The 25338-nt window shown below is 40.8% G+C and carries 17 protein-coding genes; 8 read left to right on the forward strand and 9 right to left on the reverse strand.

The annotated features are described in order from the left end of the window. Positions 1–79 precede the first annotated feature (79 nt). From rdgB to IYN84_RS07935, 3 genes are read left to right on the forward strand one after another with little or no spacing between them, the layout of a single operon-like run. Positions 80–700 (forward strand): RdgB/HAM1 family non-canonical purine NTP pyrophosphatase, encoded by a 621-nt coding sequence (gene rdgB / locus IYN84_RS07925; protein WP_196138673.1) that lies wholly within the window; start codon positions 80–82, stop codon positions 698–700. A 56-nt stretch (positions 701–756) separates the two neighbouring features. After that, the gene (hemW, locus tag IYN84_RS07930) at positions 757–1962 is read left to right on the forward strand and encodes a radical SAM family heme chaperone HemW (RefSeq protein ID WP_196138674.1); all 1206 of its coding nucleotides are present in this window, start codon (positions 757–759) and stop codon (positions 1960–1962) included. Positions 1963–1999: 37 nt separating this feature from the next. Next, positions 2000–4828, forward strand: a complete 2829-nt coding sequence (locus IYN84_RS07935) for a trypsin-like peptidase domain-containing protein (RefSeq protein WP_196138675.1) — start codon at positions 2000–2002, stop codon at positions 4826–4828. A 58-nt stretch (positions 4829–4886) separates the two neighbouring features. On the opposite strand, the gene IYN84_RS07940 is transcribed toward IYN84_RS07935, so the two are convergent. From IYN84_RS07940 to IYN84_RS07955, 4 genes are all read right to left on the reverse strand, one after another. Continuing rightward, positions 4887–6764, reverse strand: coding sequence for a hypothetical protein (locus tag IYN84_RS07940; protein ID WP_196138676.1), 1878 nt, complete (start codon positions 6762–6764; stop codon positions 4887–4889). A 137-nt stretch (positions 6765–6901) separates the two neighbouring features. Beyond that, the gene (locus IYN84_RS07945) at positions 6902–7129 is read right to left on the reverse strand and encodes a DUF350 domain-containing protein (RefSeq protein ID WP_196138677.1); all 228 of its coding nucleotides are present in this window, start codon (positions 7127–7129) and stop codon (positions 6902–6904) included. Positions 7130–7144: 15 nt separating this feature from the next. Continuing rightward, positions 7145–8371, reverse strand: coding sequence for a hypothetical protein (locus IYN84_RS07950; protein ID WP_196138678.1), 1227 nt, complete (start codon positions 8369–8371; stop codon positions 7145–7147). Positions 8372–8514: 143 nt separating this feature from the next. Beyond that, a complete protein-coding gene (locus tag IYN84_RS07955) occupies positions 8515–9120 on the reverse strand; it encodes a carboxymuconolactone decarboxylase family protein (RefSeq protein ID WP_196138679.1) in 606 nt (201 codons plus the stop codon). A 288-nt stretch (positions 9121–9408) separates the two neighbouring features. Here IYN84_RS07955 and IYN84_RS07960 point away from each other — a divergent pair, with 288 nt between their 5' ends. Next, complete coding sequence (locus IYN84_RS07960) at positions 9409–11634, forward strand: S9 family peptidase (RefSeq protein WP_210330353.1); 2226 nt, start codon at positions 9409–9411, stop codon at positions 11632–11634. Positions 11635–11712: 78 nt separating this feature from the next. Here IYN84_RS07960 and IYN84_RS07965 read toward each other — a convergent pair whose 3' ends face one another. From IYN84_RS07965 to IYN84_RS07980, 4 genes are all read right to left on the reverse strand, one after another. Further along, positions 11713–12192 carry a DUF5362 family protein gene (locus tag IYN84_RS07965; RefSeq protein WP_196138680.1) on the reverse strand — a complete coding sequence of 160 codons (480 nt, stop codon included), beginning with the start codon at positions 12190–12192 and terminating at the stop codon, positions 11713–11715. 216 nt (positions 12193–12408) lie between these two features. Beyond that, the gene (locus tag IYN84_RS07970; RefSeq protein WP_246722783.1) at positions 12409–14877 is read right to left on the reverse strand and encodes a polyprenyl synthetase family protein; all 2469 of its coding nucleotides are present in this window, start codon (positions 14875–14877) and stop codon (positions 12409–12411) included. Positions 14878–15231: 354 nt separating this feature from the next. Then, positions 15232–15576, reverse strand: a complete 345-nt coding sequence (locus IYN84_RS07975) for an MGMT family protein (protein ID WP_196138682.1) — start codon at positions 15574–15576, stop codon at positions 15232–15234. Then, on the reverse strand, positions 15566–17923 hold the full coding sequence (locus IYN84_RS07980) for a tetratricopeptide repeat protein (protein WP_196138683.1): 2358 nt from the start codon (positions 17921–17923) through the stop codon (positions 15566–15568). Before IYN84_RS07980 ends, IYN84_RS07975 begins: the two co-directional genes overlap by 11 nt. Positions 17924–18062: 139 nt before the next feature. On the opposite strand from IYN84_RS07980, the gene IYN84_RS07985 reads away from it, so the two are divergent. Genes IYN84_RS07985 through IYN84_RS08000 form a run of 4 tightly spaced genes read left to right on the forward strand, consistent with a single transcriptional unit; the run spans position 18063 to position 21986 of the window. Beyond that, positions 18063–18851, forward strand: coding sequence for a TatD family hydrolase (locus IYN84_RS07985; protein ID WP_196138684.1), 789 nt, complete (start codon positions 18063–18065; stop codon positions 18849–18851). Continuing rightward, a complete protein-coding gene (locus IYN84_RS07990) occupies positions 18827–19609 on the forward strand; it encodes a triacylglycerol lipase (protein ID WP_196138685.1) in 783 nt (260 codons plus the stop codon). The genes IYN84_RS07985 and IYN84_RS07990 overlap by 25 nt, the downstream gene beginning before the upstream one ends. A gap of 37 nt (positions 19610–19646) precedes the next feature. Beyond that, a complete protein-coding gene (locus IYN84_RS07995) occupies positions 19647–20099 on the forward strand; it encodes a GFA family protein (RefSeq protein WP_196138686.1) in 453 nt (150 codons plus the stop codon). A 12-nt stretch (positions 20100–20111) separates the two neighbouring features. After that, positions 20112–21986, forward strand: coding sequence for an MFS transporter (locus tag IYN84_RS08000; protein ID WP_196138687.1), 1875 nt, complete (start codon positions 20112–20114; stop codon positions 21984–21986). 23 nt (positions 21987–22009) lie between these two features. Here IYN84_RS08000 and IYN84_RS08005 read toward each other — a convergent pair whose 3' ends face one another. Then, positions 22010–25162, reverse strand: coding sequence for an aminotransferase class I/II-fold pyridoxal phosphate-dependent enzyme (locus IYN84_RS08005; RefSeq protein WP_196138688.1), 3153 nt, complete (start codon positions 25160–25162; stop codon positions 22010–22012). Positions 25163–25338 lie beyond the last annotated feature (176 nt).

Consider the following 25338-nt stretch of genomic DNA (forward strand, 5'->3'; position numbering starts at 1 on the left):
CTAACGGCGCAAACGTCGTTAGCTCCTTTGCTGAACACTTGTTATAATTGGACTATCGAATTTCAACTCACACATTGACATGCCTATTCAGCCCGACGAAATTATTCTTGCCAGCGGCAATCAAAAAAAGCTAAAAGAACTCAGTCATATACTCAATACCTATAAACTTAGAATAGTTCCTCAATCAGAATATGAGGTCGTTGATGCTGTTGAAGATGGCCTGACTTTTGTTGAAAACGCTATCAAGAAAGCACGCAATGCATGTGCACAAACAGGGAAACCCGCAATATCAGATGACTCCGGTATTGAGGTCGATTACCTTCATGGTAGCCCGGGAATATATTCCGCGCGCTATGCTGGCGAAAGCGCAACTGATGAGGAAAATCTACAAAAGCTACTAACCGCCTTGAAAGGAGTTCCCCGGGATAAAAGAAGTGCGCGCTATCAATGCGTTATTGTCTATATGCGTCATGCAGAAGATCCAACTCCGATAATTGCTCAAGCAGCCTGGGAAGGGCTAATAATGGACGAAAAGCTAGGAGAAGGCGGTTTTGGCTACGATCCAATTTTTTACTGTCCGCAACAACAACGCTCAGCAGCACAGCTCAGTCCGGATGAGAAAGCTAGGGTGAGCCATCGTGGAAAAGCGCTCCGTCAATTTCAATTATTATTCAGTCAACTGTATGGTGGCAGAGAGTGATTTACCTCTTGCTGACTGTTTCCGGTTTTAAGTTGTAGTCCTTCAGGTAAGCCTGTATGTCAATATCACAACCACCTCCACTTTCACTTTACATTCATGTGCCCTGGTGTGTTAAAAAATGTCCTTATTGTGACTTTAACTCTCACCAGGCCAAAAGTGCTCTACCGGAAGAAGAATACATTAACCGCCTCCTTTTCGATCTCGAACAGGAAATGCCGGAAGTGTGGGGGCGACAACTCATCAGTATTTTTATCGGTGGTGGTACACCAAGCCTGTTAAGTCCCCTCAGCTATGAGAAGCTGCTCAGTGGTATTCGAGCTCTATTGCCTTTTCACTCAGATATAGAAATCACCATGGAAGCCAATCCTGGTACGGCGGAAGCGGAAAAGTTCATTGGATTTATTCAAGCCGGAATTAACCGTATTTCAATGGGAGTTCAAAGTTTTAGTGACAAACACCTTCAGAGCCTGGGTCGAATCCACTCAGCAGAAGAAGTTTATCGAGCTTTCGAAATGGCCCGAGATGCACAATGTCAAAACATCAATCTGGATCTGATGTACGCACTACCAGAACAAAATATTGAACAGGCGATGGATGATCTCGACAAGGCAATAGCACTCGCTCCAGAACACTTATCGTGGTATCAACTAACATTGGAGCCGAATACACTCTTCTACCATCAACCTCCTCAGCTACCGGTTGATGACATTATGGACGAAATAAGTGAGCAAGGACTTGAAAAACTGAGAAATGCAAATTATCAGAGATATGAAATTTCAGCCTATTCAAGAGCGGGGACCACGCCTTCGGTTCACAACTTGAATTACTGGCAATTTGGAGACTATCTCGGTATTGGAGCCGGTGCCCATGGCAAAATAACTCGCGCGGATACTCAGGAAATTATACGTAAAAGTAAAAAGCGTAATCCCAGAGATTATTTAAATCCGTCTACTTCGGTTGAGAGTTCGCGTCGAGTAATCCCGAAAAATGAATTGCCTCTAGAATTTATGATGAATGCAATGCGCCTGAAGAATGGCGTGCCTCAATCTCTCTTTTTCGAATCAACCGGCCTCATCTATTCATACCTGTCAACTGCAATCGAACAGGCTAAATCTGCGGGACTAATCGATGATTCGAATGAAGTGCTCTGCCCGAGTGAACAAGGATACCTTTTCCTAAACGAATTGCTAGAATACTTTATGCCAGAACAATTTTCACAGTTAAGCTCATCCAATACGATTAACATAAAAGCACTTGATTAATATAGTGTTACCGGCATCACCTATACAGGATGTTTTAATGTACCTTAAAAAACTCGTTTATCTACTCATAATTCTTTCAATAGCTTTCCTGAACCTTCCTGCTCTTAGCACAAAAGCATTGGCAGCAGAAAGCAGAAAATGGAATCAGACGATTAAGAAGGTGACTAACTCAGTAGTTAGTATCAGAGTAAACGCGGTACGCCCTTTTGACACAGCAAGTAGTACGGTTACACAGGCAACGGGCTTTGTTGTGGATGCGGAACGAGGAATAATACTGACCAATCGCCATGTAGTAAGTGCGGGACCTGTCACCGCTCAAGCTGTTTTCTCTAACAGCGAAGAAGTGGAACTTAAACCATTATACAGAGATCCTGTTCACGACTTTGGCTTTTTCCAATATGATCCGCAGTCACTGGAATTTATTGAGCCTAACGCTTTAAAGTTAGCCCCCTATGAAGCAGAAGTTGGGGATGAAATTAGAGTTATTGGCAATGATTCAGGCGAGCATATGTCAATTCTCTCAGCAACTCTGGCTCGACTGGATCGCAGCGCCCCAATGTATCAATATGGAGGCTACAATGACTTCAATACTTTCTATTTTCAATCAGCCGCAGATACCTCAGGAGGTTCTTCGGGCTCTCCGGTCATCAATATTAAAGGCAACGTTGTCGCGCTAAATGCTGGAGGTAATAACCGAAGTGCTTCCAGTTTTTTCTTACCGCTTTACAAGGTAGCCTATGCACTAGAACTGATCCAGTCTAATCAAAAAATTGATAGAGGTACACTAGGTGTTACTTTCACGTACCAAACCTATGATGAGGCAAGACGCCTTGGATTGCACCCATCAATTGAGACACAATTTCGCAAAAGAAATAAGGGAAATGGATTACTTACAGTAGATACTGTTCTTCCAGGTAGTAGCGCACATGGCAAACTGAAGCCTGGAGATATACTAGTATCCATTGACATGAAAAATCATTCCAGTGACTATGTCACTCGATATGAAGCTGTAGAATTTTTGTTGGACTCCAATGTTGGTAAAGAAGCTACAATAAAAATTTCCCGTCGGGGAAAATTGATATCTGAGACATTAATTGTTTCAGATTTGCACGAAATTACTCCCGACGAATTTCTTGAAGTTGGGGGAGCAGTTTTAAATAACTTTTCTTATCAACTTGCCAGACAAGCAAATTTGCCAGTTAAGGGAGTACTAGTCGCATCACCAGGATACCTGCTCTCAAAAGCAGGTATAACAAATGGAAGTATAATCACTTCACTCAATGGCTTACCTGTTGAAAGTATTCAACAGCTATATGATCAGCTGATACAAATCAAGCAGAATGAATATTTTAGAATAAAGTATTTTCATTTTCGAACACCGCAGAATATTCAGATTGCAAACGTTAAGTTTCAAACTAACTGGCACTCCAGCAGACTTTGTCGGCGAGACGATAAAGCAGGAATCTGGCCGTGCAAAAAACTGAAGTGGCAAACACAACCTCTGGACCTCAGGGCTAGCAATGTAACAATCCCGCAACACAGTAATAAGAAAGTAAATAATCTGGCCTCATCTTTAGTAATGGTTAAGACCAGTATTCCTTACCATATTGATGGCCAGAATTATCCTTCTTACTTTGGTACAGGTCTTATAGTTGACGTTGAGAAAGGGCTGGTCGTTGTTGATCGTAATACTGTTCCGGTAAAAATGGCTGATGTTGAAATTACTTTTGCAGGCTCTCTGGAGCTCCCTGCAGAAGTACTTTTTATACACCCAACCCATAGTTTTGCCCTGATACAATATGATTCTTCGCTATTGAAAAATACTGTATTAGCGGAAGCTGAACTGAATACCAGGCCACTTACGGCAGGCGAAAGTGTCTGGTTGGTAGGCTATCAAAATGCCAATCGGATAATTGGAGAAAAATTAAGTGTCTCTTCTGTAGACCCACTCGTACTCCCTTTACCCTCAGTCCCTCAATTCAGAGAAACCAATGTCAATGGTATCGCTATCAATAATCCTCCTCAGGTCGCAAGTGGCGTATTGGTAGACAAGCACAACCGTGTAAGAAGTTGGTGGACTAATTATAACTTTGGCCGCTCAAACTCCACCATTGACAGAGGTCTACCAATTCGCCTGGTAGAAGCTATGGTAGAAGAATGGAAAAATAAAGGATACATAGAAAATTATTCACTAGAAGTGGAGCTACGCCCAATTAGTATCGCGAAAGCAATCAATTATGGACTAAATGAGAAATGGAGCAATGCTCTTCAGCAAAGTAATAAAAATGCTCAGGTATTACAGATAGCAAAAATGTTTGCCGGCTCGGATGCTTTCAATAAGTTGAAGGAAGGAGATCTTTTGCTGGCAGTCGATGACTTCCCGATAACCGACTTCTCTGAGCTTGACAAAGCAATTATCAAACCCAAAGTAAATATCCGCTTGTGGCGTGAGGGAAAAGAAATCGTTGAAGAAATTGAAACGAAAAAGCTCACACAGCTGGATACCAGAGAGGTTGTAATATGGGCCGGAGCGCTATTGCAAAAACCTCATAGAGCGCTCTCTACTCAATATGGAATTGAAAATGAAGGAGTCTATGTTTCATGGTATTGGTTTGGCTCACCTGCCAATCGACATAATTTGAGACCAATGAACAGAATTGTAGAATTTGAAGGAGAGACGGTCGATTCAATGGAAGCTTTTCTTGAGTTAGCGAACAAATATAAGAGCAAAACCTACATTCAAATAAGAATGATCGATTTAATGGGGAGAGAATCTGTGACAACTATTAAACAAGACCTTCACTATTGGCCAACAGAAAAAATAATTCTGGAAAAAAATGGTTGGAAAAACATTTCTTTAAACTGAGAATAAATAAAAAACCGCAATCTAGATCGCGGTTTTTTAGCTCGATATTACTTTCAGCCTATTTAGAGAAGTTAGGATGGCGAATCACCAGACCATGCTCTCCATGACGAAACTCTTCAAAGTCTGTAAACCTGGCCAGACGCTGCTTTGAAGCCATCTGTTTTGCGCTTGTAGGAGAAACGATAGAGTCTAACCAGCTAACTCCCGATGTCAATGTAATAGGTGCAGACAAAGACGCCGACGCCGCAACGATATCAACATTTGGCAAAATTCTCTGGATTACAAACTCTGCGCGAGGAATAATCCGACTGTGGCCAACTCTCCCCCGCTCAGCCGTCGAAACAATATAGTCAGGAGCTAAACCGGTAATTCCCTGATCATATTGAACACCAAACCGATAGGACATCATGTATTCCTCCGCAAGCATCGCATAATCTTCACGAATAGTACTAAAGTTATAAGTATTTGTTGCATTATCGGGAAAGAAAAAATCGCTAACCTGTGCTGGAGTATAATCCATTTGCGTCTGGGTAGCCGTAGCGCCATGAAACATTACTTCACCAAGTTCATACATTTCTTGAGAAGTGAGTCGATAATTACTCGCAAGAGCTGTTGAATCTGGATTGTTAAGGGTTGAATAAGTCCAGGGATAATCAGAATCCTGTGCACTTGACCAGACTCTCGGCGGAAAAAAGTCGCTTGAGTGAGCTAGCTCATGGTAAAGAACCCGTGAAGTATAAGCAGCCGAATCGACCAGAGTTCTCGGCTCGCGAGAGCTTAGTTCTGGATTATAGTAAGCGTAGTCGTTGTCTTTAACAATTCGCCAAGGGTCTCTAATTTGTAGATCTTTATCGAAATCACTTCTGAAGTCCGGAGTGATGTTCAAAGTATCTCTTTCTTCAGGTGTTGCCCAGAAGTATTTTCCATCTAGATAAATTGCGCCGGTTCCAGACCAGAAGAACGAAGGCTTAATATCATAGGAAATCACGATTGCTCGTGTCGAACCCAATAAACTTCTGATGTCTCCACTTACATCAACCTGTTCCAGAAAATCTCTAAACCTTGCTCCCATCCAGTCATGTGAAACCAGAACTCGATCCATCACCTGATCTATTGATGGCGAAGCATTAACAGTTCCCAGAAAAGGTAAACGACCTAAATTGCAGTATTCGGTTGTTGAATTCGAATAAATACAATACTCAAGATCGTCCGCGTAAATACTACTTTTATTGTAAGCATAGACATCAGCCAATGAAATATCAGCAAATCGCCCATCGGTAAATAAACTCTCAGAATTTATGGACTCCTGCTCAAGCAATATATATATAGAATCTGTATCCTGATTACCTTGATCATCGCTCGCTGTCACCTCAAATTCTAACAACTGATCGGTGGTAACAGTTGGAGCAGTGAAGTAGATAATTAGCTCATCAGTTGCATCAATTGTTGCATTCGGCCCCGAAACCTGAGTCCACTGAACATCTGTGATAGTTCCAGGAAAATTATCATAGGCAACCAGTGACATTTTTGATTGACTGTTAGCTTCATGGTCTAATCGCGCGTTTATATAGACAGGCTCATTATCGGTAGCTGAAAATGTATAATCTGTTGTTCTGGATCCGCCGTCTGAGTCTTTAAATGTTACTCTGAAATCGTAGGTTCCAATTTGTGGAATATCAAAACCAATAACCTTTCGATTTGCCCCCAGAAAATCAATATTAGGTCCACTAATCTGTTGCCACTGAATTTCTGATATGTCAGACTCAGGAGCGATTAAAACCAAACCTATAGACTCTCCAACCCGGGCAGTATTGTCTGCCGGTCCGGTAATTTCAAACATATATTCTGAAGTAGGAGGCGTTTCACCGTCTCCACTGCCTCCGCCACAAGCAACCATGGCTACAAGTAGGCCTGAAATAAATAAACTTTTTTTCAAAAGAACACTCCTTTACCATTGCATCTTTTATAATTTGCTAACTTTATCTAACAAAGTACACTAGAACTAAAGCAAACAACACTTACCTTCAGATTACCTCTTTATGTGCACAATATTAAGTAAATAGTAACAAAAAACTAACTCATCGATACTGCAACGACCAATCCGATAAAGATTAAAAGCGTGCTCTGAAAAATACTGGCTGCAATATTTCCATGCTTAATTTCTTCAATAAAATCTATTTTTGTAAAAATAAACTTATCAATAACAACTAGAGCGAAAACGCTGACAATGAGTGTGACTAGAGCATATACCAAATTGATCGCTAGAAATGTAAAAGTTTGTTCGAGTGAACTTATTTCCATAAATTTTTCCTCTGATTATTTTTCTAATATTGTAAATGGGGCTTCTGGCTTCTCATGCTTCCAGCCAATAGCATAGGCAGTAATAGGGTGAACCTCACTATCATCAAGTTTTTTACTATGAAAATTCATAATATCAGTCACCGCATAGTTAGCAGCGTCTTTTATACTATAGAGGTCATCGGCTCCAAATAAATGCAGCATTTCATGTGCTTGAGTATAATGGAGTTTATCCCAACGATTTCGTTTCACCTGATTCATTAGCATCACATATTCATCCCGACAGCGTGAAATAAACTCGGTAATTAGCCTACCATTTCTATAACTATTTTTCTGATGGGTATATCCACAACGTCGGGCAAATGATCGTTGATCAAAATTACTATGAAGAATAACAACTCCCTGATCCGCTTCTTCCATTTGAATTTGCTTGTCAATAAAATCTCCTATGCTTCTTTCCCCCAGTCCAGTTGCTATCGCACTAACAAATGACTCTATCTCTTTGCGAGGACTTTTGTAGGAAACTTTTGAAAGACGATTTATATGAGGATTCCTTTGAACAAGAAACGTTTTATTTGTAAAGCTCAGTTCTTCAACCTTGTAGCTAATACCCTTGTCCTGATTCCAAGCCTCAACTTCTCCCAGCACTTGCTGACTTCGCTGAATAGCAGTTTTGCTCCACCTTGTATTGATACCATCATCAATAAAGACATAGGCCACGATGACTTTTCCCGTCAAACTTTTAGCCGGTCCACTCCCTCTTGTAGCGACATAGTCATTGTTGAAACTTCTCTCGCTCTCTATTTTGGCTAGATATTCCCTGAGCTGCTTAATTCTGGAGTCGGTACTACGCTCATACCCCAAAGACTGTGCTCTGACAAGATTGTCCAAGGCAAAGCGCATATGCCAACGCTCCTGATGAATATCGGCCGCCATAATATAGAGATGTCTCAATGGCTGTTTCTCTTCAACATTGCTTCTTTCAGCAATCTTTAGCGCTTTCTGAATTGCCATCAGCTTAGCATTGGTAGAAGTTGTTGTTAGTGCCTCATTATAAGCCTGATAGAAGTCCGGATATTGACTTTTAAGTTTTGAGTCATGAATAGCATTCGTTGATGATTGCCGAGCTTTGGTTTGCGTGGCGTTAGTGCTGCTATCGCCAGGCTCCCGATCACTGAGAACAAAAAGCAACAGGCACAGAAATACAAAAGTATAAAATAAATTAGATAGAACTTTGGCAGCCAAGCAGCAAACATCCCGGACAGATTCAACTACTCTGATTCTATCTCATTCAAACGGATTCATTCAATCTCGACACAAAAGGCAAGCCAGCTTTGTTCTGACGTGCATAAAGATTTTTATAAAATAATGTCTTGCCCAGCTCTATACTAGCTATGTACCCAATTGTCAGGCTCGTCACTATTATTGGGAGAAAGTCCCAGAATATCGCCTTGGGTAGAAACCCCCAAGCCTAGAACTGTACGATTTGCGTAGTTGAAATAGGCGACAACCTGATTCACTTCGAGTATCTCTCCATCACTAAATCCAGCTTGTTTCATTTCTTTAAGCAACGACTCTTCAACCTGATTAGGAGCGAGAGTAAGAGTTTTAGCATAGCTAAAAAGCGTCTCGTATTTCTCTGATAATGAGTCACTAAGTCGGTCATCAACAATAGATTTTCTAAAGGCTTCCGCTCTAGTATCGTCATTGAGCAAGCGTTTGTATCCTTGAAAATGATGTTCCACACAATAGCTACAATCATTCAAATAGCTGACATAGATCCCCAAAGCTTCTAACCAGTGTTTTTCCAGTTGATTACCATTATGGTGAAGTACATTTTTATAGAGAGCCATATGCCCTTCCAGGCTATGGGGCCTTAAGCTGTGCACCAATAAAATATTGTCTACATTATTATCAGGCCCAACAACTCTATGATAGAGTTTCTTCAGTTTTCCCGTTGCCTTATCGAAAGGAATGGTTGTTATCCAGGTCATACCGCATGCCTCTAGCTCATTGAACACTCTTCATTATTGATGCATATGCATCTTTTATCAAGTGATTTAAGGTTTTTCCCGATCTTTGATCACACATTGCCTGATAGCTACTAATTGAAATAACTCAAGTGTTTGCGAGACACCATTCAAATCTGAGACTATGGGCAATCAGGTCTTACCCACGACGGTCAACTACTTTCAAATTCCGAAAATTCATTAGCCATCCCTTGGACTACTCTATTTTTCTGGTTACACTGCCTTATTACAGAAAATTGATCGGGCAAATTAATGAAATACAAACTTGGCAATCTTTTAATCGGAATGGGGCTTTTGATATTTGGTTTCACTCCCTTCCTTTCTGCAAAAAAGCTCACCGTCGAACGAATTTACTCGTCTCCCTCGTTAACCGGACCTAGTATGAGAGGGCTCCAGATTTCTCCAGACGGGAGTAGAGTCACTTTCCTGAAGGGAAAAGAGACAGACTATGAACGACTCGATCTGTGGGAGTATCATATCCCAAGCGGCCAGACTCGCATGCTAGTCAATTCGGACGATTTGCACTCAGGCAATGAGAACCTTTCAGATGAGGAAAAAGCTCGTCGCGAGCGTATGCGCTTAAGTGGAACCGGAATTGTTAGATACCGCTGGTCCAAAGATGGTACTGCGCTATTATTTCCACTAGCAGGCGATATTTACTACTATAATCTTCAATCGAAAAAGGCTGAAAAACTGGTTTCCACGCCCGAATTTGAAACCGACATTCGCTTTTCCCCCAAAGGAAATTATGTTTCCTTCATAAGAGATCAAAATCTCTACGTCTACGACCTTAGAACAGGCACTGAAAAGCAGATCACTAAAGAAGGTGGCGGCCATATTAGAATGGCAATGGCCGAATTTGTTGCTCAGGAAGAAATGGATAGAATGACTGGCTACTGGTGGTCAAATGATGAAAGCAAAATCGCGTTCACTAAAGTTGATGAAAGTCCGGTAGAAGAAGTTACACGAACGGAAATATATGCTGACGAAATAAAAATGATTAAACAACGCTATCCGTTTGCCGGAAAAAACAACGTCGAAATATCGCTGGCAATTACTGAATTAAAAAGTGGTAAAGTAAAGTGGATTGATCTGGGAAAAAACAAGGACTTTTACCTGCCGAGAGTCAAGTGGACGGAAGATAACAATCGACTTACTTATCAATGGCAGAGCAGAGATCAAAAAACCTTAAAGCTGAACAGATATAACTGGAAAAGCGAAGAACAAATTACCTTAATCAATGAAAAAAACAAAACCTGGATTAACTTAAATAACGACCTCTATTTTCTCAAAAATAATCAGGAGTTTATCTGGGCTTCAGAAAAGAATGGTTTTAACCATCTATATCTCTATGACAATAGAGGAAGACAAATCAGGCAACTTACTAAAGGCAAGTGGGTAGTTAAAAATATTGAGAACCTTGATCAGAAAAATAGAGTTGTCTATTTTACCGCAACAAAAGATTCACCACTAGAAACTCACCTTTACTCTGTCTCTTTGGATGGAGGTAAAATTAATAAAATTACTCAAGAAGAAGGTGTTCACGGAATTGTTTTTTCAGATGATAGTCAGTCCTATATCGACTATTTCTCCTCTCCAAAAACGCCGCCTCAAATAAGTTTAAAGGACAATAATGGCAAACTTATCGCGTGGCTTAACGAGAATAAAGTTGATGCGAATCATCCCCTGGCAGAATACATCAACGACTTTATCCAACCTGAATTTGGTAGCTTCAAAAATGACAAAGGGATTGAGCTCTTTTATCGTTTGTACAAACCGTCCGGTTTTGATGAAAATAAGAAATATCCAGTATTGGTATTTTTATACGGAGGACCTCATGCCCAAATGGTTACTAAGAGCTGGCAAAGTTACTTCTTACAATTTATGGCGCAGAATGGCTATGTAGTTTTCACTCTGGACAATAGAGGCTCAAACTATCGTGGTAAAGCCTTTGAAGATCCTATCTATCGCGCTATGGGCTCGGTCGAAATAGATGATCAGGTGGCAGGAGTAAAATATTTGCGCCAGTTTTCCTGGGTTGATAGCGAAAAAGTTGGAATCCACGGTCACAGTTATGGCGGCTACATGACGTTAATGGCAATGTTCAAGGCCCCAGATTATTTCAAAGCGGGTGTTTCAGGCGCACCAGTTACAGACTGGGAATTATATGATACACACTATACAGAACGCTATATGGGACATCCTGACAAAGATAGTGAAGCTTACAAAAATTCGTCAGTATTTCCTTACGCAACAAATTTAAAAGGTCCGTTATTAATTTATCACGGAATGGCTGATGACAATGTATTGTTCAAGAACTCCACCAAACTTTACAAGCTTTTACAGGATAACAATATTCCATTTTATGTTATGGACTACCCTGGCAAAAAGCATAGTATTCGGGGTAAAAAGACAGGGATGCATCGAATCAATTTAATAAAGAATTTTTTCGACCTTCAATTCGGACTTAATCGTTAGATTTAATCCTATATTTCCCGAGGCTGATAATCGTGTTTATCAGCCTCGGGACTCTAAAGGCAAATCCCATGAATACTTTTAGTGCTGAACTAACAGAGGGATTAGTATTGCTGAAACCATTCCAATTGCAAAAAACACAAACATAATCAAAACAATAATCCCGGCAAATTTCCAGAAAGATTTTTGCTGTTCCAGGGCTGCCGCGATATCGGCAATACTCTGGCTGACCAATGCTTGTTGAATACGACTCGAATATCGAAATAGATACAGGCTAGGAAAAAAATATAGCAGAGCAAAAACCAGATAAAACAGTCCCATCCCTATCCCTATCCCTATTCCCATTCCTGTCGGTGTATTGGTATTGGCAGCCTGCTGGAATGCTGCGCCACCAACCATAATCGCAATACCGGCAAGAATCATAAACCCGCATCCAATGAACCCCATGATTGAACACATTCTTGCCCATCCTTTGGTTTCTCTCAATGGCTGAAGTAATGTTTCCAGCTCTCCCTTTGACTGAAGATTTGCCTGCGGTGGGGCGTAATGCTGATCTGACATATAAACTCCCTATTATTGTTTTAGTACTACCGGAGTTTGCATGAATACCTGGATCACTTCAAGTGTTCAGCTCTTAATTAAATTGCTCTCGCTATCCTGTGATAGCGCTAAATAACAAAACCATATTGCCCCAACTCTTTAAAATATATTCTTTCCGCCTATTGAGCGAAGCTCCCCTGGTGGTCCATCACTTTTAAAAATTTCGTTAGCTTGCAATTAGTTTACGCGATTAACCAAATAGTCAACGAGCCCACTAATAAATTTGGGCATGTTCTCTATTGTAGTAGCAATTTCCTTAGCCTTGAAATAGTGTTCGATGAGTTTATCTCTAGCCCCTTTTTCTCCTAGACAGGTTACAAATGAAGCCTTTTTTCTCGCAGAATCGTGCTGAACGGGCTTTCCCAAAACCTCAGTGCTAGATTCTACATCCAGCAAGTCATCTTTAATCTGGAAAGCCAATCCCAGGTGATGACAAAATGACTTGATTTTTCCTTTTTGTATATCATTTTCTCCCGCTAATATAGCCGGAATCATTACCGCGGCCTCAATTGCCAGAGCAGTTTTCAGGAAACAAATATCGTGCAATTTTTGTGCATCAGTATATTCAGCCACTGACTCGAGATCGAGCAACTGTCCTTCACAAATAGCCTGAGTTGTATTAGCTGCATAGCGAATAGATTCAAGTACATATTCAGGCTTGACCCCTTTCACTTTTGTTTGAACTTCAACGGCGTTCATCATCAAATAGAGCCCTGCAAGTTCAGCCTTTGCCTCACTTTCACAAACAGTATGTAAAGCAGGCCTGCCTCTTCTTATGGGCGCATTGTCCTGAGATGGTTTATCATCAAAAATAATTGATGCCGTATGCATCTGCTCTAACAATTGAAGAACTGGAACAGTTTCTCTATCCGAAAAACCATACTTTTCAGTCATGAAAACATATGCCATTACTGAGCGTATTCGTTTGCCGCCAGCTTCCAGACTGTAATTGGCAGCTTGTCTTAATTCCTGACTCTTCAGTCTGGCGTGCTGAGGGAGCAAAACATGGGAATCAACAAACTTTCTAGTATTTTGATATTTTTCTCTGAATTTCTTTTTATCTTCTTCCCTGGTGGAAAAAAAGTGACTTACTTCTCTACTTACCAACTTGTCAAACCAGGCGATATCATTTGGTGTACGAACTAATTGATGAATGAGTCTATCAAAGGGCTCATTTCCGGTTTTTAACAATGAAACTTCGACTTCGAGATACTGTTCTTCTCCGATAGATGAGCGTAAATTTTTATGCGCATTGATGCTTCTCTCCAGCAGCAATTGCTTACTCAGTGGATGACTCTCAAATACATTATTTATCAGATAATAAACAACAGCCCAGTAGATACGGTATGGATTGAGCGTTATTTTGCCTTCGCTTTTCTGGTGAAAAAGATAGTAACTATAAGGCGTTACATTTCCTTCACGCAAGTCATCAAAGATATCTTTGATATCGTCATTAAATTGATTATAGATTCCGAAGCAAAAGGTCCGATAGTCAAATGAGTCATTGCGGCGACTATCAACGAGCTCTCTTGCAACTAACCTGCAACCGGCAGATTTAAGAATAATGGGATTGTAAAGTTCTTCTATTGAATAGTCTCCATGCTCGAGTCGACGTTGGCGGTCTATGTCCTGTGCGGTAAAAAAGATAAACGCTTGTTCAAAAAATTCTCTCGCGTATTCTTCACTCTGACTTTCCTTAATCGTTTCAAATGACTCTCTCAACTCACGATATACAAACTTCATGGATTCCTGAACGTCCTTAGAAAATTCTGGACAGTCGACAACCTTTCCCTGCAGAAAGCTCTGCTTTATTGCTTGATTAAATTTTTGTTTATCCTGAAAACTGAGAGCCTTTGAAGAATCCTGCAAATCATCAACCAGCGGATAAGTGAGTCCGTAGCAATATCCTAATCGAATAGCTTTATCGAGCCTTCTAGCTAAAGATTTTTTATCGAGTTCCTGTGGCAAATCAATCAGTTGATGAAGGATTACTCCAGCTATGATTTTAACCAGTTTTCTCATGCCATTTGTTTTGTCAAGGTGCTCGGGCATTTTTTCCTGAACAGTTGCCAATTTCCCCATCAACCATTGAATAGTAGAAGAAATACCAATTTCTCTGGACTTCCTGTAAAGCCATAGCTCATTGAATTTTTGTGCGGTTGATTGATCAGATGGCTCAGAGCGGCTTCGTAGCCAGCGATGTATTCGTTTTACAATTGAATTTAGCTTCTTTTTAGTATCTCGATCATTCAATGATTTTCCCAGATCTCGCATAAAGAGATAGGAGATTGATTTCTCAAGATACTCTTTCAGTTTATTATCAGCTTCTAACTTTTCAAGAAAAGTCCAGCTATCTACACTCGCCTGTAGTTGTGCTCTACTTTCCAGCTCGGAGAGACTTAACAAACCGGTAGTTTTGTAATTCTCTTTCCAATTGAAAAAATCTTTAGTCAATTCTTCCAGACTATCATCTGCCTTTGCTAATAAATGGATTTGATTTAGATACCAGTCAGCTCGTTTTTCTGCTTTAGCATAACAAGCAGGATCAACATAAAAGTCACCAGATATATTTTTTGCTAACTGCTTTTCTTCGCTTTGGCGAGACGCTTCAGGTTCCAGGATGGCATGAGTTAAAAACTGTGACATTCTATTCAAATTAACTTTCCTTTGTTCGATTTATTTCACTAGTTCATGTTAAGAATTATTTTCAGGCAATAAATATACCAATAAACAAGACTAATAAAATCATTGACTTATATATGAACTCGTTTCTCGACATCTATACTTAACGGTTAAAGCAACTAAATTTTGGTTAAGAATTCACTTTGCCTTTGTCAATCAATGATCATTTAGCTAACGAGAGCAGTTCAGATTAATTGCTTATTTGATTGGGTATCTTATTGAAAATATGTAACTAAATGTAAGGGGTCGTTTTCAGTTATTTAGCGTAAAATGAGAGAAAGTCGGAGAAAGACCAAATAAAAGAAATTAGTCTTACAACTAATATTTCATTACAAGTAACTCTGACAAATCAGGTTGCCATCCAAATTTTTTCATGTCGACTTTGTAATTTACTACAACAATCCCCTCTTCCTGAAGTATTGCTTTCTGCTTATCGGCCTGAGGAGTTCCCTTCTCAAATGCGATACAGCCTCCACTGCGCAAAACTCTCTGCCAGGGGAGTCTGAGTATTGCCGGAGACTCTCGCAAAACCTTACCAACCAGCCTCGCCCGGCCGGGTAAACCTGCCAAGTCGGCAACCTGACCATAGGTGGCGACCTTTCCGTGAGGAATTTTTCTGAGAGTCTCTTGAATTCTTCTTTCTTTTGTCACCTTATCCAGCATTCTGACTTGTCGTTTTGAGTTTAGCAAGGTCCCGATAGCGCTCTAATAGCCTCAAGTATTTTTGATACTCGATATACTGTGGAGTTGCTGACTGCCAGACTTTTTCAATTTTATTGATAGCATTTTCTGCTTCCACCATGTCGTTGGCATCCAGAGCGATCAAAAGCTTCTTATTCCATGCAAGTGGCATACTTGGATAGTGAATGATTACTTCATCCAGTAACTTCTCAGCCTCTTCCTTATTTCCACTTTGATAAATCGCTTCGGCCAAAACAATCTTTTGCTGTAATATAGCATCTTCGTTTAAGCTATTGATAATAGACCCAGTCATTTTTTCTAGAGCTTTGCGATGATGAGTAATTGCTAGCTCTGCGTCTCCACTTGCCTGTGCAGCGAAACCTAGCGCCGAATCTAATGTAGCTTCCATTATAGGGTTTGGATACTTTTTAAAATACGCTTTTAACTTTACTATTGTCTCCTTCGCTGCATCAAAATCTTTCTTTACGGACAATATCGAAACTATTCCCGCGTCCATGAGTCCATCCAATGGAGGCTGAAGCTTGGACCTGATTTCTTCAATTTGTGCAAAGGCTTTTTCAAACTCGCCAATAGCGGCCCAAAACATACCGCGCTGGAAATCTATTGCAAAAAGTTTGAGAGCGGGTGTTAAATGAGACGAGCTTTCAGCCATTTCATAAGTCATATCTATTAACGCATCAAATTTTCCGCTCAATGAGTAATACTGCAGATAAGTTCCTAACAAAGTAAACTTTTGATTGTCACTTTTAGCATCAGCTAATAGCCCGTCCAGCCTCTCTTTCGCTTCTACAAGTTGGCCTAATTTTAAATTTATACGAACCAGTTGGAGCTGAGCAGTCAGGTTGCCAGGCTCAAGCAAGATTATTTTTTCAAGAAGTTTTACCGATTTATCAAAATCGGCCATTCTGTTATAAACATCGGCCAGCTTGAGCATCACATCGACACTTTGAGGCATATTGTCAAGCAAACTTTCCAGAGTGTTAGCAGCCTGAACAAGCTGCTGTCTAAGAACATATAAATCAGAAAGACTGGTGAGAACAGAAAAATCATCTGGCATAAGCTCTCTTAGTCGCGTTAGACTTTTGAGAGTTTTTTCATGATCCATTCCTACTATCAATAGTATTTTTGATTGAGCTTTTAGGGCATCTATATCATCAGGATAGAGCTCTAACCACATATCATAAACTTTGACTTCAGACTCATAGTCTCCCTTAACACCATAAATTTTAGCTTTATATTGAAACTGTTCCTGAGGCGTCATTTTATACTGGTGCACCAGCGCCTGTTTGATCGACTTTTCTGCTTCCTGAGTATTACCTGATACTCTTTGTACAAAAGCCAGACGACCAAGCGCATCAACAAAACTAAAATCAAGTGCAATTGCTTTTTCCAACAAAACCTTGGCTTCCTGATAATCGTTTTCAAGGACCTGTTTCAGATAACTCTTAATAAATTGTTCTATTGCTTCATGTGATTCGCTTAAGTATTCCGAGATTTTTAAATTTCCGCTGCTTCTAGGGATATTCAAAACACTTCGTATAGAGGTACTTAACTCTTCCAACAGTTCAAAGTAATCATTTCCACTAGCAGATAGAGATGCAATGGAATGACCTTCAGCTATATCAAATACTTCGACACTCAGTACATATTGCTCATTCTCTTTATCAAAAGAACCATCAATGAAATACTGCTTGTATCTGTCCCTGGCAAGCTTGGTTTTTAGAGAGCGAGGAAGATTAACGATATCAGGGAAACCCGAGTTTTTAGCTTTAGTGAGAATTGATGAGTAATTGAAAGGAGTGTCAGAGTGAATAAAGAGATTGCGATCTAGCTCTTTATTCAGTATCCAGGCGAAACCATATTGCATCCAATCCAGCGATGCATCATTTGTATTATTCTTCCAGAAGTAACTTAGTATTGTTCGCTGATATTCCTTTTTAGCCACTTCAAAAGATTGCACCTTACCCTGTTCGTCAGTGACAGTTTTCATTTCGGTTGCCACCACTGGATTAACTAGATAGAACATTGCTACGCAGGAGACTATAATATTCAAAGGTACCGCATAAAAGGTTACCTTGTGCCAAGGGTCTCTTCCTGGCTTCCCATATTGATATGACAAATAGAAAACAGAAGGAATGAAAAATACCATTCCAATAAAAATATAAGAAGTTACAGATTCAGGAATACCGAATCGCTCAACCATCCAGTCGCCGATCTCAATTAACATCCAGGTGACTGCAATATAGGCACCTAGTATTTGCGGTACTCTTCTTTTTAACAATTTATGTATAAAGGTCGAATTTTCCATTTTCTTTGTTATTGGCTTCAAGTGTTCAATTCTGGTAGGTAAAACTTAATTTTTTAAACATTATACTCATATTCTCCCTGGCTAACATCGTTCAATTAGGTAAAATATTCCCTAAAATCAGGATAAGCTGGATCAGAAGATGAAGTGGGTAGACATAGGCATCAACCTTACCAACAAACGATTTGATAGTGATCGTGACCAAGTTATAGCCTCTGCGTTAGCTGCCGGTGTGGACAAGCTAATCATTACCGGAACGAATTTAGCCGAAAGCAAAAAGGCTCTTCAAATAGCCAGTAGTGATATCGATGGACTTTATTGCACGGCGGGATGCCATCCGCATGACGCCGGTTCATTTAGTAATGAGGCTTTAAACGAAATATCTGCTATTGCAGAAGAGCCAGAAGTTGTCGCAATCGGCGAGTGTGGCCTGGATTTTAATCGAGACTTTTCACCAAGGCATCAGCAAATTAATGCTTTTGAGCGACAGCTGGAGCTGGCAGTGAAACTTCAAAAACCGGTTTTTCTGCATGAACGGGACGCTTTTGATACCCAGTATCAAATCCTAAAAGATTACATACCCAAACTCAAAGGCGGAGTCGCACATTGTTTCACAGGTACAATCGAGGCCATGGAAGCCTACCTGGAATTGGGGCTCTCGATAGGGATAACCGGATGGATTTGCGACGAACGACGCGGTCAGGCTTTATATGACATGGTTCACTTAATTCCGGATAATCGTTTGATGATAGAGACGGATGGTCCCTATTTGACTCCGCGAGACTTGCGTCCGAAACCCAAGGACGGCCGTAATGAACCTAAGTATCTACCGCATATTGGAGAAGCGGTTGCCAGAGCAAGAGAACAAAGCTTGCATCAGGTGGCAGAAAACAGCTATAACAATAGTTGCAAATTATTCAATCTGGAATGACCAATATCGACTCAATTAATCAAACAGTCAAGAAGGAAGAATGCGACCATCGTAGCTCTCAGTTGCTGCTCTTACATGGTCTTGGCCGTACACCTCGCAGTATGTTAAAGATGGCTTCTCATTTTAGTTCCCGGGGGTTCTCTATCTTGAACCTGGGGTATAACGCCATCACCAACGAATATCAAACGATCCTGGATACGCTTGACTCCAAGGTTTCACAATGGCTCGACCCGCAAAAGCCACTGCACTTTATCGGCCACTCATTCGGCGGCATCTTAATTCGGGGCTTACTTGCTCGTCACCCCGAGTGGCAGCAAGGTGGAACCAAAGGTCGATGCGTCATGCTCGGCTCTCCAAACAAGGGTACGCAAACGGCATCATTCATGCTTTCCCACTGGTGGCTAAAACACTTTGTTCCCAAAGTTACCAAAGATCTTACTCCTGACAGCCTTTTAATTGAGTCGCTTCCTGAGCCAGAAATTGAAACAGGCATTATTGCTGGAGATGTAAAGTTTAGTCTGGTGATCCCGGTGAGCTGGTATTATAAACGTGCAACCGGTGATGCTCCTGGCGATGGAGTAGTTGAGCTATCCAATACTCAATGTAGCAAAATGACCGACTTTATTATTATGCCATTGCACCACTCCTTTATGACGTGGGATAGTGCTCTAATCACAGAAGCACATCATTTTATTGTACATGGACGTTTCAGTGATGCTTATCAAAGAGCAGTTGAAGCCGAAAAGTATGCCGAGTGACCAACACACAAATTGAGCAAATACGAGTAAATTCGAAATGGAGCATCATTCAATAGAATCCAAATCAATCAGCGGCGGCTGCTATTGTGGTCGAGTCCAATACCGAGTTCAATTGCCAGTTAAGTGGTGTGCTCACTGTCACTGTACCCAATGTCGGCACACCCAGGGAGCCCCCGTAGTAACCTGGTTCGGCGTAGACAAGAATGGTTTTGAGTACGTTAGCGGAGAGCAAGACATCGCCTGGTTTGACTCATCGGAAAAAGCCAAGAGAGGACACTGTATTCACTGCGGCACCCCGCTCTTCTTTTTGGGTGAAAAGTGGGCTGATGAAGTTCATATTACTCGAGAGTCAACACAGGATGATATTTTACAAAAACCACAGGTTCACGTTTTCTACGACCGACACGTCCACTATTTATCGTTTGAAGATGAGCTTGATAAATATGGTGGTCCTGATGGCTTTTCTCCGCTCGCAGACACGAATAAATAAGGATAATAAAAAATGTCGCATAGCCAATTTTCTCTACTAAAAGAAAAGCGCTTTCTGCCCTTTTTTGTTACTCAGGCACTCGGAGCTTTGAATGACAATGTGTTCAAGACAGGGTTAATGATAATGATGTCACACAAACTGGCAGAAAGCTTGCCATTTGACTCAGACATCGCGGTTAACCTTGCAGCAATACTGTTTATCCTGCCTTTTTTTCTTTTCTCGTCCACAGCAGGACAACTAGCCGAAAAATACGAGAAATCTCGCTCAATAAGAAGAGTCAAGTTAGCAGAAATATTTATAATGTCGCTTGCTGTTGTGGGGCTCTATTTCAACAACGCAATCTGGTTACTTGGCGTTCTTTTTCTTATGGGTTTCCAATCAGCGATTTTCGGCCCGTTAAAATATGGTTTACTACCACAACACCTGCATACCGAGGAGCTAGTAGGAGGAAATGCGCTGGTAGAGTCGAGCACCTTTGTCGCTATTTTGATCGGAAATATTTTTGGAACCTATGTTTTATGGGCTTCAGGTGACTGGAAGATTTTCCTTTCGATAGCACTCCTATCTTTAGCTATTATTGGCTATATAGCAAGTCGCCAAGTTCCAAACACGCCTGCGGTTGTCCCTGAACTAAAAATCAATTGGAATATTTTTACCGAAATTGCCAGAAACTTCAGGTTTATGGCGAAAGACCAAGCAGTTTTCCTTTCGATATTGGGTATTTCCTGGTTCTGGTTTTACGGCGCTGTATTCCTTACCCAAATCCCCAATTACGCTAAATCCACGCTTGGAGGAGATGAATCAGTCGTCGGCCTATTACTTTCATCACTCACACTTGGAATCGTAATTGGCGCAATGCTTTGCGAAAAGCTCTCAGCAGGTCGTGTAGAAGTCGGGTTAGTACCAATCGGCGCATTTGGCTTAAGTTTTTTTGGTTACGATATCTATCTTGCCAACCCCAATACCGGACTTGATGTCATCTACAATTTCAAAACCGTATTTGAACAACCAGGAACCATCCGGGTACTGTCTGATGCCATTCTCATTGGAATCTTTGGTGGGCTATTTACCGTACCTTTGTACGCATTAATCCAAAAAATTGGCGATCCTAAACATATATCTCGCTTAATCGCGGGCCTCAACATAATGAACGCTTTTTTTATGGTACTCTCGGGCATATTTTCGATAGCAGTTTTGAAAAGTGGTTTTTCGATACCACAATTATTCTTAATCACTGCGGGAGTCAACTTGCTAATCGCGCTGTACATATTCACCAAAGCCCCTGAATTTATTTTTCGCTTTATCACCTGGCTGCTGATCAATACTATTTACCGAATAAGAAATACTAACCTCGATCTCATCCCAAAACACGGAGCAGGCGTTTTAGTGTGCAACCACGTCAGTTTTGTTGACGCATTAATTATCGCCGGATACTGTAAAAGAAATGTTCGCTTTGTCATGTACCATAAAATATTTAAAGCTCCAGTTATCGGCTGGTTTTTTAAAATGGCACGCGCCATTCCCATCGCGCCTGCCCACGAAGACAAAGCTTTGATGGAAACCGCTTTTAATAAAATAGCTGAAGAACTGAAAAGAGGGAAAATGGTTTGTATTTTTCCCGAAGGCAAATTGACTCCTGACGGAGAAATAGGCGAGTTTAAAAAAGGCATTGAAAAAATCATAGAACGAACGCCAGTTCCCGTATATCCGCTTGCACTAAAAGGGCTCTGGGGCTCCTGGTTCAGTAGAAAAAATGGAACCGCAATGAAAGGCTGGCCAAGAAAATTCATGGCCAAAATCAAATTGATTGCTGGAGAACCGGTTCCGGCTGAACAGGTGAATGCCGCTCTGCTCCAGAAGAAAGTTAAATTGTTGTTCGACTCTTAAATTAGACGTTGACCAAGCCGAGGCTATGAACTCAGTTTAAATTGTTGTAGCCGAATGATCGCTTCGGCAAAATCATTTTCACTACAAGACAATACGAATCGACAATAACCAGGTAACCCCGTCCAGGTCGAGTTATTGATGGCTAGATTCTTCTCATCAAATAGTTTACTCGCTATTAAATCCGCAGCTTTGACTGGCTCCATACCACTTTCATTGATAAAGGTTAATGGTTTGGCCACCAAGAATAGACCTCCCTCCGGTTTTATAACATGCCAACCATTTTCATTTAATACATTAGTTAATGTTGTGGCGCGTTCTTTTAATATAAGTCTTTGCTTATTCAAATGCTCGAGCAACACCGGATCACTTTTCAGATGAGCTTCAAGAAGCTTTCGCACCGCGTAGCCCAGAGTGAAGTGAGGTTTATGGACTAGAGATATATCAAGCTTGTTTATAGTATCCATTGCTGTCGACCAGGCATAACCAAAACGGATCCCACCCGCAGCATATTCTTTGGATACCCCTCCCAAAAGTATTAATCTTGCCTGTTCTGAGATAAAGGTATTACTAATACTTTCCGCAAAATCCCAAATTAGAGAGTCGTCAAATTCCAAACCAGCAAATATAGTATCCAGGATGACTGTTGCCTGATTCTGACAGGCAATTTGCAACAGCTCATTCATTTCCTTCGAAGAGTAAATAGCACCGGTTGGATTAACTACCGGACCATTAATGAACAACCAGGCCCCCTGGTTTTCACTAAGAATATTTTGCAAATGATTCTTATCGATTTTAAATTGGTTGGAGGATTCTGTTGGCAACTGAATAACATTAACCTGTAGATACTCTGCCGCTGCAACAAAATAGCCGTAGCTACCATTAGGAATAATGATACTCTTGCCTTCCTCTGCACATTGCTCAAGAAGAGCCGAAAAAATAGGTGCAACGCCGTTACCTAAAACGATTTTAGATGTAAAATGTTTCGGTAAATTAAACCGCCTGTGCAATTGTTCAAAAATTGCCGGTTTCGGCTCGCCTTCATCTCCAACACATTTTCTGACAAGGTAGCTTTCAAATAGAGACATATCGAAAAAATCAGGAGCAGCCAGCTCATTCTCTCCAAAATCCAGGCGCACAGACGAACAGTTAAAAGAAAGATGGTTACCGGTGATAGCAGGATGGGAAAAGGCTCGCTCTGCATCTTTGCATAACTTGACAGGCATTTCCGGGGCAATTTTCTTTGCTTTTTTCTCCATCGCACTTGTCGAGCGTGTTCTCTGGAAAAAGAGTAGCTCTTCAAGCAAGTGAGCGTAATAAAGCTGTTTTAATACCGGCGTTCTGCTATAGGTTAGTTCAGCTGCATTGGTTAAACTTTCAATAACAAATGCGTTGTTGGCAAGTGTAATGTTGAGTGAGTAGTTTTGATAAACATGATTATTCACCAGAGCAGCCATCAAAATGAGATTATTAGAAATAGAGTGGGATGACAGGTAGCGGTAGACACCGTGGATTCTCGGTTGACTGCTAAGATCAATGGACTCAGTCAAGTCTAACAACAAAAGCACATTATTTTTCTCTGCACAGGCAATGAGCTGCTCAACCAACTGGCTCGACTGCGCTTCATTAAAATCAAGTTGAGTGATTACCAGCTCAGGCTTTAACTTTTCAATAAGTGCAGTAAGAAATTCAACTTGCTCCGGCGCTTCAATGATTTCCGACTGTGAACGACTTTCCTTCGATACTAGATACCCGAGTGATTTACAGACCAGCGACTTTGGAGGTCTAAAGTTAGAAAACAGACTAGAAACAAGCTCTCGCCTTCCGGGAGTGATAAACACCTGCTCCTCTCCAACATCAACTCTAAGATAGTATCTAAAAAATTCGGCCAATTGCTGGCGAAAATATTTAAGGCCTTCAGTGTCACCATAAGGGTAGTTTGTCACTCTTTCCAGTTGCCCTGCAAGAAAAGATAAAAAGGAATACCGCTCTTCTGCGTCGGAATAATTGTCATAAGTCAGGTCGATGGCGCTACTGACAGATTTGTCATTGAGAGAGGCGAGCGCTTTGAAAATATTTTTCACCTTGTTTGGAAAAACCAGTTTTGCTTCATAAACATCAACCGAATGATATATTTTTCCGCCAGCCTTTGCATAAGCTGCAGCGGTAGTCGCATCAATAGAAACATCCGAGTTATCTGACATGTAAAATTCAAACCGGTGGCCAACCGATTTTTCAATATCGACCAAAGCATCGATTTCAGTATCCGCAGCCTGCTCAACCTGGGTTTGCCATACTCGCCTGACTTCGAATCCCCGTCGACGCATTAACCTTTCCAGTACAGCTCGCCCGGGTCGACCACCTAAGTTGAGAATCAACTTGCCATCTGGTTTTAGCAAAGGAATAGACTGTTCAACCGCACTGGCAATTAATCCCAGTCCAAACTGGTCTTCAACGAATCCCTGCTTAGCGAAATAGTTACTTAAAGAATACAGGTATTCATCACTGGCGGATTCTTCTACAAGCTTTTCCATTGCTTCAGGCTCAGGGTTGAGCACTTGAGGAATACAACCAACAATCTTATCGAATTCAACCGTCTTTTCTTTAAAAAAACCGAATAAGTTTGACTCATGGAATTCAATATTATTGACAATGGTTTGACCTCGACCAAAATCCCGTGCACTAGCATCTGCATTATATGCATTGAGATAAAAGTTGAGGCGAGCACAAACAATTGCTTTCGGATTGATATCGACCCCGTATATTTTTTCAGGTCCATAGCGAAGAGCCAAAGCAAGAGTAATCCAGCCAATACCACATCCTAATTCAACGACCTTCTTAGTACGATATTCATCTGCAGGATAACGAATCAAACCTTCGTAGAAAGTGAATGACCAGGCTTCTGGCAAAAACGTACTGGGAAACTGAAAAAGATCGAGTTGAACCCTTTGTTCACCGGCAGACAGAACAGACTGCTGGATCATTCTGAAATGCGTCGAATCCGCGCTTATTTCATCGGGGTTAGCAAAGCTATAACTTCTTAGCTGATGTAAAAATTTTATCGCTTCGGTTCGTTGCTCCCTGGAATCAAGAGCTTCAAGTAGCAGTTTGAAAACCTCGTAAGCTTGTGCGCTCGAACCTTTGCAACTTTCAATAAAGTTATCAATCTGCCAGTTCATATTAAATCCGTTAATGACAAAATAAAAATTAGTATATCAACCTAACTGATAAAATAAAATCACAAAAATCTGTATGATTTATTACTTAATATTTTGACTTGTTATCAACTTACCTTATCACGACAATTTTTTTCAGGTTTGCGATTAGATATGGAAAAGACTAGTATTATTTGCAA

The sequence above is a fragment of the Aliikangiella sp. G2MR2-5 genome, from assembly GCF_015687155.1.
Lineage (GTDB): Bacteria > Pseudomonadota > Gammaproteobacteria > Enterobacterales > Kangiellaceae > Aliikangiella.

Coding starts and splice junctions, on each gene's coding strand:
- IYN84_RS07955 (WP_196138679.1), bottom strand. CDS start 9,120: ATGACCTGGATAACAACCATTCCTTTCGATAAGGCAACGGGAAAACTG.
- IYN84_RS07995 (WP_196138686.1), top strand. CDS start 19,647: ATGGAGCATCATTCAATAGAATCCAAATCAATCAGCGGCGGCTGCTAT.
- IYN84_RS07970 (WP_246722783.1), bottom strand. CDS start 14,877: ATGTCACAGTTTTTAACTCATGCCATCCTGGAACCTGAAGCGTCTCGC.
- IYN84_RS07965 (WP_196138680.1), bottom strand. CDS start 12,192: ATGTCAGATCAGCATTACGCCCCACCGCAGGCAAATCTTCAGTCAAAG.
- IYN84_RS08005 (WP_196138688.1), bottom strand. CDS start 25,162: ATGAACTGGCAGATTGATAACTTTATTGAAAGTTGCAAAGGTTCGAGC.
- IYN84_RS07975 (WP_196138682.1), bottom strand. CDS start 15,576: ATGCTGGATAAGGTGACAAAAGAAAGAAGAATTCAAGAGACTCTCAGA.
- rdgB (WP_196138673.1), top strand. CDS start 80: ATGCCTATTCAGCCCGACGAAATTATTCTTGCCAGCGGCAATCAAAAA.
- IYN84_RS08000 (WP_196138687.1), top strand. CDS start 20,112: ATGTCGCATAGCCAATTTTCTCTACTAAAAGAAAAGCGCTTTCTGCCC.
- IYN84_RS07935 (WP_196138675.1), top strand. CDS start 2,000: ATGTACCTTAAAAAACTCGTTTATCTACTCATAATTCTTTCAATAGCT.
- hemW (WP_196138674.1), top strand. CDS start 757: ATGTCAATATCACAACCACCTCCACTTTCACTTTACATTCATGTGCCC.
- IYN84_RS07980 (WP_196138683.1), bottom strand. CDS start 17,923: ATGGAAAATTCGACCTTTATACATAAATTGTTAAAAAGAAGAGTACCG.
- IYN84_RS07960 (WP_210330353.1), top strand. CDS start 9,409: ATGAAATACAAACTTGGCAATCTTTTAATCGGAATGGGGCTTTTGATA.
- IYN84_RS07945 (WP_196138677.1), bottom strand. CDS start 7,129: ATGGAAATAAGTTCACTCGAACAAACTTTTACATTTCTAGCGATCAAT.
- IYN84_RS07985 (WP_196138684.1), top strand. CDS start 18,063: ATGAAGTGGGTAGACATAGGCATCAACCTTACCAACAAACGATTTGAT.